The organism is Haloferax elongans ATCC BAA-1513 (assembly GCF_000336755.1).
In the GTDB taxonomy this organism is placed as follows: Archaea; Halobacteriota; Halobacteria; order Halobacteriales; family Haloferacaceae; genus Haloferax; species Haloferax elongans.
In genome coordinates, this window is record NZ_AOLK01000024.1 from 97,599 (window position 1) to 110,978 (window position 13,380).

Below are 13,380 nucleotides of genomic sequence, written 5' to 3' on the forward strand. Positions count from 1 at the left end.
AGCGAAAACGTGCGTCGAAGCTAGTGGAACAACGGGTCGTCGTCGTGGTCATCGACGGGACCCATCGGCGTGTGGAGAAGGTCTGAAAACAGCGACATGTCTTTTCGACTCAGTGCAACCAGTTCCGCGACGCCCAGCCGGCACGAGTAGCCGAGCTTTGGCGAATCGATTTCGAGTCGCGGCCCGTCGTCGGTGTCGAACACGGTGAGTTGGACGACGGTGTACTCGTTTCCAATCTGTAGGGTTTCGTCGGTCGAAACCGGGTTCTCTCCCGGGGCGTATTCGACGCCAGTCAGTTCGGTGAAGAACTCGTCTTCCTGCCACGTGAGGCTCTCCAGTGCGAGTGCGTCGAGGCGTATCGAGTCGTCGTCCGTCTCGAGGCGGAGCCGCTCTCCCGCGGGGGTCAGTTCCCGGGTGAGCGAAACCGTTCGGTCGTCGCCCCGGAGCGTTACGGTCGGGTTGTCGGTCGTGTCGGTCATAGGATTATCGAGAGCGTGTTCGTCGGGATTATCGTGTGGTCGAGCAGGACGCGCCGCTCGGCGATTTTGAATCCCTCGTCTGTTCGCCGGAGCGTGTCGTGGCGCTCCATCGAGAGGATGTCGGGGTCGGTCTCGTCGCCCTGCTGTCGGAAGATGAGGAGGTTGTTCTTGAGCGTGACCTCCTCGCCGTCGTCGTCGACGATGCGGACGTTGCTCACGTGACGACGCGTTCGCGACGGCGGGTCTTCCGACCACGCGAAGTCGCTTTGCATCCGCTCGGTCCGCACCTCTAACGTCCCCCAGTCTTCCTTCATGTGGAACGAAGTGTCGCTGAACTCCGTGGTGTTGGACCGTTCGCGGGTCGTGCGGATGGGGACGCGGTAGTCGATGTCCTCGGTCACGAGGTCGTGCCACTCGGTGAGCTTGCGGTCGTCGAGTAGTTCGGCCGCGTGATAGAGGAACTCCTCGCATTCGGCCCGGAGCGTCGGGTTCGAAACGGATTCGCTCATCTACATCCCCCCGTCAGAGGTCATCGCCTCGTGCCAAGTCCGATAGAAGTCGAGTTGGTTCTCGTCGGTCATGCCGCCTTCGAGGTACGCGGTTCCGGGGCCGACCCACTCGTCGTAGACGGTCGCCGCCGGGTTCTCGCCGCGACCCATCGTAAACAGCGTGTTCACGTCGTCGTTCTGGCGGGCGAAGACGCTGCCGGCGGCCTCGTCGATACCGTACCAGATGCCGACGTCGTCGACCTCGAAGTTCCCCGAGGGGCTGAAGTTCGACATCCCAACCTCGTAGACGCGCTCTTTGTACTCGTCGGAGGCGTCCTTCGGGGCGAGTATCCAGTTTACGACCTCCATCTTTCCGGCTCCCCGCGGCTCCCACTTTCGGAGCAGGAAGGTGCCGACAGAGTCTTTCTCGGGGTCGTCGCGGCCGCCGAGGAAGATAAACGAGAGGTTCGGGAAAATCGTTCCCAGCGTCACGCCGGACTTCCGCGCAACTTCGTGTTGGTCGTCGTCGAGCGCGTCGTGATTGAACGTCTCGACGACCTCCGGCGGGTGGCCCCAGTAGCTGTCTTCTTCGGACTCGATTTGGTAGAAGCTGAACCCGTGGCCGTCGCAGTCGGCGATACCGTACAGGTTACTCTCTTTTTCACCCGTCGCCGTGTCGCTGCCCACGCCCGCGTCGATGGCAGACTTGTGGCCCATCGGGATGTGGTAGTTGTCTCCGTAGAAGTTCTCTGTCGGCGTCTTCCAGTCGTTTTCGACCTCCCAGCGGTGGGGGTCGCCGATGACTTCCATGTCGATGAGGTCGAAGTACATGTCGAGGAACCACGTCGCACCGCCGAGGAACTCCTCCAGTGGCTCAACTTCCGGCGCGACACAGGCGAATACGAGACCGTTGTACTCCTCGACGTGTGGGGCCTCGTGGAGGCCTCGTTCCTCGGCGTCGAGATGGTCGAACCCGGCGGCCTTCTGCGGAACGCCCACGAGGTCGCCCGTGTTCTTGTACGTCCACCCGTGGTAGGGACACCGGAAGTGCGAGGTGTTGCCCTTCTCCGCCCGGCAGACGTTCGCCCCTCGGTGTCGGCAACTGTTGAACAGGACGCGGAAATCGCCGTCCTCGCCGCGGACGAAAATGAACGGGTCCTCGCCGATGGTCCGCTGTCGGTAGTCCCCCGGCTCTGGGACCTCGGACTCGTGGCCGACGTACACCCACGTCTGTCCGAAAATTCGTTCGAGCTCAAGTTGGTGGACGGCGTCGTCGTTCAGTATCTGCATCGGTACCTCGCCGTCTTCGAGGGTCTCGCCCATTCGTTCGAGAAGCGCCTTCACTCGACCGAACTCCGTCTGGCTAGTAGACTGTGATTCGTCAATACCGTGTGACATCGCGTGTCAAAGACCGCTTCGAGCCAGCATAAATTTTGCCCTTATCAAACACCTCGCACTCCGTGCCGTCCGTAATTTCGCCGTATTGACTGCGTCCAAACAGTTATCGTTGAGAAATCTGTGTATTCAGGTGGACAATGGTAGGTACTGCCACACACTACGGACTGAACGTCTCGGACATGGACGACGCGCTCGCGTTCTACAGCGACCTGCTCGGACTCGACGTCGACAGACAGTTTCCGGTCAGCGAGGTGCAAAGCGACATCGTCGGCGTCGACGGCGTCGAAGGAGACATCACGTTCCTCGACGCGGGCGGGTTCTTCATCGAACTCATCGCCTACGACGAGCCGCCGAACGAGAACGTCCACGAGACGGCATCGGGCCACGATGTCGGTGTCGCTCACCTCTGTCTCGAAGTCGACGACGTGTGGGCGCTCTACGAGGAGTTACGCGACGACGCCGAATTCATCCACGAACCGAAAACGGTCGGAAACGGGGCGCAGATAACCTACATGCGCGACCCCGACGGCAACTACGTGGAACTGATGGAACCGCCAGCCGAGTGAACCCAGTGGCGTCTCACGAGAGGGTTCTGACCAAATCCAGTATAAATAGCCCCGATATAACGGGATAAATCCACGAATGTAGCCGGAGATATTTTCCGGCAGAATTATATTCGGTTGTCGTTTTTGATTTTACGATGCCTGTGAGAGACACTCATGCAAACAGGCGAGACGTTTTGAAAGCGACCGGCACCGCAGTCGCCGCAGGCAGCCTCGCCGGCTGTCTGGGCAGTGTCACCGGCGGTGGGTCGTCGACAGTCTCGATCACGCTCGGACACGGAATCGCATCGGAAGAACCCCTGTGGCTGATGGATGCGATGCCCGATATCCTCGACCACTGGGGGAGCGCGTACGAAGCGGAATTCAAGGCGTTCCCCGCAAACAACCAACGCTTGCAAGCGTTCCAAGCGGGCGAATTACAGGCGGGGACTTCGGCGGCCGTCACCGCCATCTTCTCGACGAACAAGGGCCTCCCGCTCACTGTCGTCGCGAACATCACACAGGAGCGGGAAGACACGTTCCACGAGAAGTTCCTCGCCCGACCGGACTCGGGCATGAACGGGCTGAACAAGGAATCGCTCGAAGGGAAGAAAATCGGCATCTGTGCGTTCAAGTCCTGGTGTGACCTGTGGGCGCAGTCGGCGATTCGAGAGGTCGGCCTCGTACCGGACGAAGACGTCGAACTGGTGAAGGTCCCGTTCCCGTCGATGGGAGAAGCGGTGAGTAAAGGACAGGTCGACACCGCGATATTCCCGCCGGTGTTCGAGATGCTGGGGAAGCAGAAACACGGCCTAGAACCCATCTTCAGCGTCATCGACACGGTCGGCTGGGAACACGACCTGATGGAGCTGTGGTTCTCGACCCAGTTCATCGAACAGAACCCAGATGTCGTCGAGAAGTTCCTCCAGGACTACTCGACCGCCGTCGACTACTACAACCAAAACACCAAGGAATCGAAGCGGGCGATTCACGATGCTGGGTACGTCCAGACGCCGAAAGAGACCTACGTGTCGCTCCCCAACTACACCCACAGCGTTCAGCCGCTCACCGAGAGTCTGAAGAAAATCAACCAACTCGTCGCCGACATGGGGTGGATCGAAGAGCCGGTGGATATTGACAACCTCTACAACCTCGACTACCTCCCCTAAACCGACAACAACCATTTTCGGGCAGCCTTTGAAGCGCACACTGGCACGACGGACACCGAGCGCGGCACACGCCGCGTGCGGATTCTCCGGCGAACGTTCGTCCCCTGCACACACTTATGGTTCTGGTCTCCCTTCGTCGGTGTAATGACGTGGCTCGACAACCAAGTAGCATTGATTACGGGTGGTGCCTCAGGCCTCGGTCGCGCAGTGGTCGAACGCTTCCTCGACGAAGGAGCCAAAGTGGCCGTCCTCGACGTCGACCGCGACCGACTCGACGCACTCGAACACGAGTCTGACGACGTTCTCACCATCCACGGCGACGTGACTTCGTTCGACGACAACGAGCGGGCAGTCTCGGAGACAGTCGACCAGTTCGGCCGACTCGACGTGTTCGTCGGCAACGCTGGCGTCTTCGACGACAACGTCTCGCTTCCGGAACTCGACGCCGACGACATCGGCACGAGTTTCGCCGAACTGTTCGAAATCAACGTGCTCGGCTATCTACTGGGTGCCCGCGCCGCACTCCCCGAACTTGTCGAGACCGAAGGCCGAATCGTATTCACCGCCTCGCAGGCGAGTTTCAACTCCGACGGCGGGGGTATCCTGTACGTCCCCTCGAAACACGCAATCGCGGGCATCGTTCGACAACTCGCGTTCGAGCTCGCACCCACCGTCCGAGTCAATGCGGTCGCTCCGGGATACGTCCCGACGGAGCTTAGCGCGACCGACACGCTCGGCGGGGACCGAGCAATCGTGACGGCCGAGGAGTTCGACGCTTCCAACCACCCGCTCGATATCGTCCCGACACCCGAGGACTACACCGGTCCCTACGTGCTGTTGGCGTCCCGGGAGAACTCGCGGCCCATGACGGGGACGATTATCCGCGCCGACCTCGGTCGCTCGGTCCGGGGAATCACGTCCGTCGCCGGCCGTGCAGCCGAGTTCGTCACAGACGGGCTCTGACTGTCGGCGACGACAGCGGACGCTGATTACTGGGAGACTGGTGCCAGCTAGCACTGATTACTGAGAGCCCGGTGGCCGCAGAGTCCGCCGTTCCCGAATGACTTTTGCTACCGTATTACAACGAACGTACTATGCCGCTTAGAGTGAGCCTCTTCGGTTGCGGAACCATCGGTACAGAAGTCGCCCGTGCGTTCGCCGACGGGACAATCAACGCCGACCTCGTGCGTATCTACGACCGAAACGCGGAGAAGCGCCAGTCCGTCGTCGACGAATTTCGAGCGGGCGACGCCCCGGAGCCAGTCGACGATTTCACAGACCTGTTCGACGGCGTGGACCTCGTGGTCGAAGCCGCCGGGCAGTCCGCTGTCGACGAGGTGACCGTTCCGAGCCTCGAATCCGGATGCGACGTCCTGCTCTTGAGTGCCGGTGCGCTCGCCGCTTCCGAACTCCGCCAGCAGGTCGTTCGAACCGCCGAGCGGGAAGGACAGGTCGTTCACGTCCCCTCAGGAGCTATCGCAGGCCTCGACGCGGTGAAAGCCGCAGCCCTGACCGGCGATTTGGAGACAGTCTCGTTGACGACGACGAAGAACCCCGCCGGCCTCGAAGGGGCACCGTACCTCGTCGAGAACGACATCGACCTGTCGGCGCTCGACTCGGCGACGACCGTGTTCGAGGGCTCCGCGACGGAAGCGGCGCTCGCATTCCCGTCGAACATCAACGTCGCGATGGCACTGAGCCTCGCGGGTATCGGGCCGGGTGGGACGACGGTTCGAATCGTTGCCGACCCCGATGAGTCGAACAACGTCCACCACATCGAGGCGACGGGCGGAATGGGGTCTATCGAGACGACGGTGCGCAACGTCCCGTCACCGACGAATCCGAAGACGAGCTATCTCGCTGCCGTCTCGGCCATCGAGAAGCTTCGGACCATGGGTGCGACGGTCCGGGTTGGAACCTAGACACAGATGGAGGCGGTACTCCCCGTCCTGTTCGCGCTCGTGACGGCGTTCGCCTTCGCCGTCTCGACGGTTCTCGTCCGGGTGGGTGTGAGAGAATCGAGCCCGCTTGCCGCGCTCGTCGTCACGATGGCCGTGAACGTGGCTGTTCTGTGGGGGCTGAGTCTCGTCTGGTACGACGTGTCCGTCGACCTGTGGTCGTGGCGCTGGTTCATCCTCGCGGGCATCTTCGCGCCGGCACTGGGTCGGCTCGCCAACTACATCGGAATCCAGCGCGTCGGCGCGAACCTCGTCTCCCCGATTACCAACATGAACCCGCTCGTGTCGGTCGGACTGGCGATTGTGTTACTCGGCGAACGCCTGCCGATTCCCGGATACGTGGGAGTGGTGCTCGCCGTCGCAGGCGGCGTCGTCCTCGCGTCAGTTCGCGGCGACGGAATCAATCGCGTTCGCAGAACTGACCTCCTGTTTCCGCTGTTCGGTGCGCTCACGTACGGGACGGTTCAGATATTCCGAAAAATCGGGACCGACCTCGTCGCCGAACCGACAATCGGCGCGGCAGTGAACTTGACCACGTCGTTCGTTCTCGTTGCGGGCGGTATCGTCGCCACGGGGCGACTGGAGACACTCGTTGTTCCGCGCCGCGACGCGCTCACCTTCGTCGCCGCCGGCGTCGTCTCCAGCCTCGGCTTGGCGTCGCTGTACGCCGCGCTCAGTCTCGGGAAGGTGACCGTCGTCACGCCGATATTCAACGCCTCGCCGCTCTTCGTCCTCTTGTTGACGGGGCTGTTCGTCCGAGACGGCGAGCTATTTAGCAAGCGCGTCCTCGTCGGGACAGTGACCATCGTCGCCGGAGTGGCGGTGCTGACGATGTGGACGTGACGCGACTGGAACGAACTGGGAACGCACTCCCTAACATCCGCTATTCGACCGACGTTAACATTTATCTCGGATGTCCGCACTAATACAGATATGGCTGTACTCGCTGCAGTGAGCGGTAATAAGTCACCAGACGACGTCGTCACCGTTGCAAACAACCTCGCCAAAGCCCACGGTGAGGAGTTACTCGTACTCCACGCGATTTCCGAGGAGTCCTTCGAGCAACGGGCGGAATCGACGGACGACTACTTCCGTGACGATGCGGTCCACGACGCGAAACAGGTGGCACAGCGGATTGTCAAAGAGACCCTCGGCAACACCGACGGTGTCAGGCTATTGGGTCGAATCGGAACCCCCGCGTCGGCCATTCTGGATACGATCGAAGAACGGAATCCGACCTACATCGTAATCGGGTCGCGGAAGCGGACTCCAGTCGGAAAGGCGCTGCTCGGAAGCACGACCCAATCGGTGATGTTGCACACGGACGTCCCCGTCGTCGCCGTCCCGGAAGAAGAGTAGCTCGTTTTAGACCGCACCGGACGACCCGAAAAGCGACCTGACACCGGGTTCGACGCGTCGGCCTGGTGTCGGGTAGCAAAATGTTTATGCACGAGTGAGTGCGACAAATTACCATGCCAGACGGACGCATTAATTTCCCCGAGTGCTGTGGCTACTGTCCGCACCGACAGCGTTTCTCGGCCGCATGTAGCCACGACCTCAGACAGTCGCTCGTCTTCGAGTTAGCAGCAGCAGAAAAGCCCTGTCCGGTGTTCGACGACTGGCACGCGCGGGAGATGTCGCGGTTGGAGCGTGAGCTACCGACCGGCGCAGACCGGTGACACACAGAATTCGCATCGCAGTCAGTCGGACCAGTGAGCACGGCAGGGTAGACAGACAGGAGAGACAGACACGACAGAACAACACGACCGACACGACGAGATGATGCCCCGACACGAAGAACACCACAACTCGCCACCATCCAGTTCGGGAGGAGGCGACCTGCAGCCCCTCGACGAGATGCCACCGAGTGCAAACCGCGTCTACGGTGTTCTCGAACAGACGGACAGCCCGCTTTCGAGTACCGAAATTGCCAGTCGAACGCCGCTGGCCTCTCGAACGGTTCGAAACGCGCTCCACCAGCTTCGAGAAGCGGACCTCGTGGGTGTCCGGGCGAGTATTTTAGACCCGCGGAAACGCCAGTACGAGCTGAACGATACCGAACGCTGAACCCCCAACTGTCGTCCCACTCCTTGTGTAAGGGGGTCCGCCAGGCAATTTGGAAAACATGGCGACGTGACCGCGATGGAGTAGCAGATTCCGAGACGCGATACACTGCACAGTAGCAGCGAAAGCTGACCGCTGAAATCGGGAGGAAAGCGCCGTGACGGAGGGAGTCACACGAAGTGTGGGATGAGCAGAGATACCGAACGGCGGATTTCGGAGATAGACTGTTCAGCCCGTTGCTACTCTGCCGCTGACCGTCGCACTGGGCGTCTTACCGACCGATATCGGATGAAAAGTGAACAGAGACGCTCGCTCGACGACGTGACCACGTGTAGAATCAGGATAGTTCGTTTCCTAATGCCGAACAGATGTGGGTGAGAGTAGTATTTCGATAGGACCCTACAATTACAAACGTACTGTTGTAATGTTATGCCGGAAAAGAATGTTCATATTGCGTACGTTGAAACAGCATAATATCTGAATTCTCTGACCATATGCACATATAACCCTGTTTGTACCTCATTCTAAATGGTAAAATACTTTGTATATAGCAATCCCCTCCCTCGGTATCGGAGCGTTTTGCATTAGCGAACGGGAGAGAACTAATTGGTACCAATTAGCTATCAATCTAAGAAACCTCACGCAAGTCGTCGGAAAGGATAGAGAGACGTTCATTCCCCAGTCACCAACACAGCTCAAGAGACCAGTAATCTTGTGTATTTTATACAATATTGAGACAACCTCATAACAGACAGAATACGTTGTTTTTGTCGTGTGATAGGACTCTATGAGCCAAACAGTAGCCTTTCGAGCAATAGATAGTAAAAGTTTGAATAATAACCCCTACATAAATTGTTATTAGAGAACCCCAACCTTGAACAAAAATTTTTACTAGTAGATCGTAGCTACGCCATACATATGTTGTCTTCTTCTATTAACTAGTGTTGCTTATATATAGCAATACTATAAAGGAACGACGACGATATTCTCCGACAGGAAACAATCAGGCTGGGGAGCCAACAACGAACGGACGAAACGAAGCGTGACGTTCTCGTCCCCGACCAGAACAGCGACCGCGCGATGAGCCAGCCTCTTTGGATTCCCAGCGTCAAAGACGCTCTTCAGAGCACCACCATCATATTATAAACATAATCAACAGTCATGTGTATTCAGTGAGCAGTACCGATATGGAATCGAGAAACCCCGCGACGAACGAACAAATCGGCACCTACGAGAAGGACACCGACGAGGACGTCGAAGCGGCGCTCTCCCGCTCCATGGACGCGTTCGAGGAGTGGCGCGAGCGACCGATTCGCGAACGCGAGGAACTCCTCGCGAACGCTGCGGGCGTCCTGCGAGAGAACAAGCGCCGGTACGCTGAGTTGATGACGAAGGAGATGGGAAAGCCAATCTCGCAAGCCATCGGCGAAGTCGAGAAGTGCGCGTGGGCGTGCGACCATTACGCCGAGTACGCGAGCGCCTATCTCGGGGGCGAGCACCACCCCAGCCCACCGGGAACCGAAGTCGCGACCGTCCACGACCCGCTCGGTCCGGTACTGGCCGTGATGCCGTGGAACTTCCCATTCTGGCAGGTCATCCGCTTCGCCGCGCCGTATCTGACCGCCGGGAACGTCGGCCTGCTCAAACACGCCTCGAACGTGCCGGGGTGCGCACTCGCACTCGAAGAGGTGTTCCGAGAGGCCGGCTATCCAGACGGCGTCTTCCAGACCCTGCTTATCGGGTCGGGCAAGGTCGACGACGTGCTTTCTGACGACCGCGTGCGCGCAGCGACGCTCACCGGAAGCGGACCAGCCGGCCGGGCAGTCGCCGAAACAGCCGGGAAGCACCTGAAAAAGACTGTCTTGGAACTCGGCGGGTCGGACCCGTTCATCGTCCTCGACGACGCCGACCTCGACGCGGCAGTCGAGACGGGCGTCCAAGCCCGAACCCAAAACGGCGGCCAGTCCTGTATCGCCGCGAAGCGCTTCATCGTCCACGAGGCAGTCTACGACGAGTACGTCGAGCGGCTGGTCGAGGCGTTCGAAGCTCTCACTATCGGCGACCCGATGGACGAGGCGACAGATATCGGCCCACAGGCCGACCCCGAGCTGATGGCCGAACTCCACGACCAAGTCCAGCAGAGCGTCGACGCCGGGGCGACAGTGCTGACGGGTGGCGAACCACTCGACCACGAGGGCGCGTACTACCCGCCGACTGTCCTGACTGACGTTCCCGCCGGGTGCCCCGCCGACAACGAGGAGACGTTCGGTCCCGTCGCAGCCGTGTACAAAGTCGCCGACGAAGCGCAGGCCATCGAGAAAGCGAACGACACTCGGTTCGGACTCGGCGCGAGTCTCTGGACCGAAGACAGAAAGCGAGGCCAGCGTCTCGCGCGCGACATCGAAGCCGGATGTATCTACATCAACGAGATGGTGAAATCCGACCCGAGGGTCCCCTTCGGCGGTATCAAAGACGCCGGCTACGGCCGCGAACTCTCCGAAGCGGGCATCAAAGAGTTCGTCAACCGCAAGACGGTCTGGACGCAGTGACACAAGCGAGGGTGCCGGTGTCGCCCTCGCCGTTCAGAAGAACTTGTGCGCCTCGTAGCCGTAGGTTTCGGGGTCGACGTCGACGACGCTCTCGTCGTGTAACGAGGTGAAGTAGGTCGCGTCGCTCCAGTAGTACTCGTCGAACACCGACCGTGCAGTGATGTTCATCACCGGCGGCAGCGCGGGGTCGTCGCGCTCGATGAACATGGCGACGTTGAAGCTATTCAGGCCGACCGAGGCGTAGTACGAGAGCACGTTCACCAGGCCTTCTGCGAAGTCGTGTGCGACATCGCCGCGGGGGGCGGGAACGCCCGTGTGAATCTGTGCCGCGACGCCGACGAGGTGGCGGTGGTGCTTCGGCGCGAAGGGAGCAAGCCAATGGACGCCGCCCGTCTCGGCCACGTACCGGTCACCACCGCGCACTTGCATTGCGAGTTCCGACCAGTACGACTCGTCGTGTTCCTCGTAGAACTCGCGAGCAGCATCGGCGATGCGGCGCTGTTCGTTCGTCCCGCGGTCGTCGACGAGCGTCTGCATGTGCGGGTGGATGAGACTCGACCCGGCGGGGCGAAGGAAGTTCATGTTCACCGATGCGAACCGGGCGTCGTCGTCGTGGTCGAAGACGTCCCGGACGTACTGGAACGCCGCACAGAGTCCGTCAGCGAACTGCTCCGTCGTGAACTCGTCTATCGGGACGAAGTGCTCCTCGGTGAGCGCGATGACGTTCGAATACGACCCGTACGGATTCAGATTCGGGAACGAGGTCGCCTCGCCGCTTTTCCCGCGGTCGGTGCCGACCCACTCGGGGTACGTGGGCGTCGCTTCCTCGACCGTGCCCGGACAGAAGAAACAGCCCTCGCTGTCGAGGACTGAGTCGTCGATTTCGGGGTCCTTGGGGAGCAGGAAGTTGTCGGCGACGACTCGCGTGGTACGCCCGGTCAGCGGGTCGACCCGAATCTCGGTTTCGACTGTCGTCTGCTCGAACTCCTCGAGCGGACTGTGGAACGTCGCCTCCTGCGTGTCGAGTTCGAACTGTATTGACATAACCAGAGGTTCGACGGGCCGCGTGAAAAGCCTAGCTCCGAGATGTGAGACAGTCGAGTTCGTACATCTCGATGCGTCGTTTGCAGGGGCCGAGTTCGTAGTCTCGTGTCAGCCCTGATCGTTGGCATCGCCAGACTGGTCGGCCACGTCGGCCTCGCCATGCTGGTCGACCGCGCCAGCATCGACAGACTGACCGAGCGCGTCGGCCTCGTCTCCGAACTCGTTGCGCAGCAACTCTGGAACGTCCTCCGGTCGAACGTCGGAATACCAGCGATTTCGCGGGTGAATCGCAATCGCGGCACCGTCGGCGCTGCACAGCCCGAGGCAACTCGTCTCGGCGACGTAGACGTGCGACCAGAACACGCCGCGGTCACGGAGCCACGATTTCACCGCGTCGTACACGGCCGGGCCGTGAGCCTCTGCGCAGGCCGCGTACTCGGAGTCTCGACTGTTCGTACAGACCAGCACGTGGTCCGTGAAGCCGTGTTCTCTGACCTCGTCGGTTCGGTCCTTCATCAGTCGGCTGAGAGCGTTGCCCCACGGCTCGCAGCCGAGGGGTCAGTCTGGGAGGAATTCGACGACCGAAGCTGTGCGTGCGTCGTCGCGAGGAGCAGCCACACGAGGACCTGCCCGAATACGAACAGTCCAGTCATCCCGGTTCGAAGTTCGGGCGAGAGCGCACCCTGAATCGTGTTCGTCGGGGCCAACACGGCTGGAATCGCGAGGAGGCCGAAGGGGAGAATCCCGCCGACGATGGCGGCACCACGGCCGTTCGACGCCCGCAGTCGGTTGTACACGTACCCTGCCAACAGACAGGTGAGCGCCCCGGCGACCATCATCCCAGCGTAGAGCGGGATGCGAGTCGAGACTGGAAGCGACTGCTGCGCACCGGGTGACGCTGGCGGCAACACCAGCCACGGAGCACCCGAGACGGTGACGAATCCGGCAAGTCCCATCGCGTAGCTCTTGGCCGCGCCAGTCCCCGGAATCGCGGGTTCGAGGAAGTAGAATGCGATACCGAAGAACGCGCCACCGAGCAAGATGGCCCAGAGACCGCCGGAAATGACGCTCACCGCCTTGTTGACTGCCATCGAGACGGCGGTGTCGTGGTGGCCCTCGCCTCCGTCGGCGTGGCCCGTACCCTCACCCTCGTCGGTGTGGCCTCCTGCTTCGTGACTGTGTCCTGCTTCTTCGTGGTCGTGCCCACTACCTTCCTCGTGACCGTGGTCGCCTTCGTCTCCGTGGGCGTGAGCAGCCTCAGATTCGTGCTCGTGCCCGCCATCGACTTCCGCTGCAGCGTGGTTCATCTCGTCGGCGTAGACGACAAGCGGGTTGGCGACGACGGCCATGAACAGGCCGAAGACGATTCCGGCGACGAGCCCCGCTTTCACGCCTCGCGTCAGATACTCCGCGAGCATGGTCAGTGGCAGGCGATACCGGCCGCGTGACGGAAGTTGTGCATCGAATCGTGCACGAGCGGGTCCTGCATGAACAGCAGTGTATAGCCGAGTGCGGCGACGAAGAGCAGCCCCGCAGCCATCTGAATCGGTGTCAGTTCGACCCGCGCCTGTTCGACTCGCCCGTGAACGGTGTTGGCAGTGGATGCCATTCTAAATTCAGATTGAGTAACCGCAAACTAGATTGTAAAAGTTTCGAGAGAAGTCAACATAGGTTGTTCTAACGCAATTT

16 protein-coding genes are annotated in these 13,380 nt (G+C 60.6%); 9 read left to right on the forward strand and 7 right to left on the reverse strand.

The window, feature by feature from the left end; all coding sequences use genetic code 11:
* Positions 1 to 20: 20 nt before the first annotated feature.
* Genes C453_RS19690 through C453_RS18465 form a run of 3 tightly spaced genes read right to left on the reverse strand, consistent with a single transcriptional unit; the run spans position 21 to position 2,365 of the window.
* Complete coding sequence (locus C453_RS19690) at positions 21 to 479, reverse strand: hypothetical protein (protein WP_008326973.1); 459 nt, start codon at positions 477 to 479, stop codon at positions 21 to 23.
* Positions 476 to 988 (reverse strand): aromatic-ring-hydroxylating dioxygenase subunit beta, encoded by a 513-nt coding sequence (locus tag C453_RS18460; RefSeq protein WP_008326978.1) that lies wholly within the window; start codon positions 986 to 988, stop codon positions 476 to 478. The genes C453_RS19690 and C453_RS18460 overlap by 4 nt, the downstream gene beginning before the upstream one ends.
* The gene (locus C453_RS18465; protein WP_008326983.1) at positions 989 to 2,365 is read right to left on the reverse strand and encodes an aromatic ring-hydroxylating oxygenase subunit alpha; all 1,377 of its coding nucleotides are present in this window, start codon (positions 2,363 to 2,365) and stop codon (positions 989 to 991) included.
* A gap of 137 nt (positions 2,366 to 2,502) precedes the next feature.
* On the opposite strand from C453_RS18465, the gene C453_RS18470 reads away from it, so the two are divergent.
* The 9 genes from C453_RS18470 (at position 2,503) to C453_RS18505 (ending at position 10,647) form a co-directional block, all read left to right on the forward strand.
* The gene (locus C453_RS18470; protein ID WP_049907893.1) at positions 2,503 to 2,931 is read left to right on the forward strand and encodes a VOC family protein; all 429 of its coding nucleotides are present in this window, start codon (positions 2,503 to 2,505) and stop codon (positions 2,929 to 2,931) included.
* A gap of 134 nt (positions 2,932 to 3,065) precedes the next feature.
* Positions 3,066 to 4,076: an ABC transporter substrate-binding protein gene (locus C453_RS18475; protein WP_083881635.1), complete on the forward strand. Its 1,011-nt coding sequence runs from the start codon at positions 3,066 to 3,068 to the stop codon at positions 4,074 to 4,076.
* Between the two features lie 144 nt (positions 4,077 to 4,220).
* The gene (hcaB, locus tag C453_RS18480; protein ID WP_008326988.1) at positions 4,221 to 5,039 is read left to right on the forward strand and encodes a 3-(cis-5,6-dihydroxycyclohexa-1,3-dien-1-yl)propanoate dehydrogenase; all 819 of its coding nucleotides are present in this window, start codon (positions 4,221 to 4,223) and stop codon (positions 5,037 to 5,039) included.
* Between the two features lie 131 nt (positions 5,040 to 5,170).
* Positions 5,171 to 5,998: an aspartate dehydrogenase gene (locus C453_RS18485; protein ID WP_049907894.1), complete on the forward strand. Its 828-nt coding sequence runs from the start codon at positions 5,171 to 5,173 to the stop codon at positions 5,996 to 5,998.
* Between the two features lie 6 nt (positions 5,999 to 6,004).
* Positions 6,005 to 6,877, forward strand: a complete 873-nt coding sequence (locus C453_RS18490) for an EamA family transporter (RefSeq protein ID WP_008326990.1) — start codon at positions 6,005 to 6,007, stop codon at positions 6,875 to 6,877.
* Positions 6,878 to 6,967: 90 nt separating this feature from the next.
* Positions 6,968 to 7,393, forward strand: coding sequence for a universal stress protein (locus C453_RS18495; RefSeq protein ID WP_008326991.1), 426 nt, complete (start codon positions 6,968 to 6,970; stop codon positions 7,391 to 7,393).
* Positions 7,394 to 7,506: 113 nt separating this feature from the next.
* The gene (locus C453_RS20065) at positions 7,507 to 7,713 is read left to right on the forward strand and encodes a hypothetical protein (RefSeq protein WP_152418101.1); all 207 of its coding nucleotides are present in this window, start codon (positions 7,507 to 7,509) and stop codon (positions 7,711 to 7,713) included.
* A gap of 103 nt (positions 7,714 to 7,816) precedes the next feature.
* Positions 7,817 to 8,101, forward strand: a complete 285-nt coding sequence (locus C453_RS18500; RefSeq protein WP_049907919.1) for a helix-turn-helix domain-containing protein — start codon at positions 7,817 to 7,819, stop codon at positions 8,099 to 8,101.
* Between the two features lie 1,184 nt (positions 8,102 to 9,285).
* Positions 9,286 to 10,647, forward strand: a complete 1,362-nt coding sequence (locus tag C453_RS18505) for an NAD-dependent succinate-semialdehyde dehydrogenase (RefSeq protein WP_008326993.1) — start codon at positions 9,286 to 9,288, stop codon at positions 10,645 to 10,647.
* Positions 10,648 to 10,680: 33 nt separating this feature from the next.
* On the opposite strand, the gene C453_RS18510 is transcribed toward C453_RS18505, so the two are convergent.
* The 4 genes from C453_RS18510 to C453_RS18525 form a co-directional block, all read right to left on the reverse strand.
* Positions 10,681 to 11,691 (reverse strand): hypothetical protein, encoded by a 1,011-nt coding sequence (locus C453_RS18510; RefSeq protein WP_008326995.1) that lies wholly within the window; start codon positions 11,689 to 11,691, stop codon positions 10,681 to 10,683.
* 108 nt (positions 11,692 to 11,799) lie between these two features.
* Positions 11,800 to 12,207: a (2Fe-2S) ferredoxin domain-containing protein gene (locus tag C453_RS18515; RefSeq protein ID WP_008327002.1), complete on the reverse strand. Its 408-nt coding sequence runs from the start codon at positions 12,205 to 12,207 to the stop codon at positions 11,800 to 11,802.
* Complete coding sequence (locus tag C453_RS18520; protein WP_008327003.1) at positions 12,207 to 13,109, reverse strand: CbtA family protein; 903 nt, start codon at positions 13,107 to 13,109, stop codon at positions 12,207 to 12,209. The genes C453_RS18515 and C453_RS18520 overlap by 1 nt, the downstream gene beginning before the upstream one ends.
* 2 nt (positions 13,110 to 13,111) lie before the next feature.
* Positions 13,112 to 13,300: a CbtB domain-containing protein gene (locus tag C453_RS18525; RefSeq protein ID WP_008327005.1), complete on the reverse strand. Its 189-nt coding sequence runs from the start codon at positions 13,298 to 13,300 to the stop codon at positions 13,112 to 13,114.
* Positions 13,301 to 13,380: the final 80 nt, after the last annotated feature.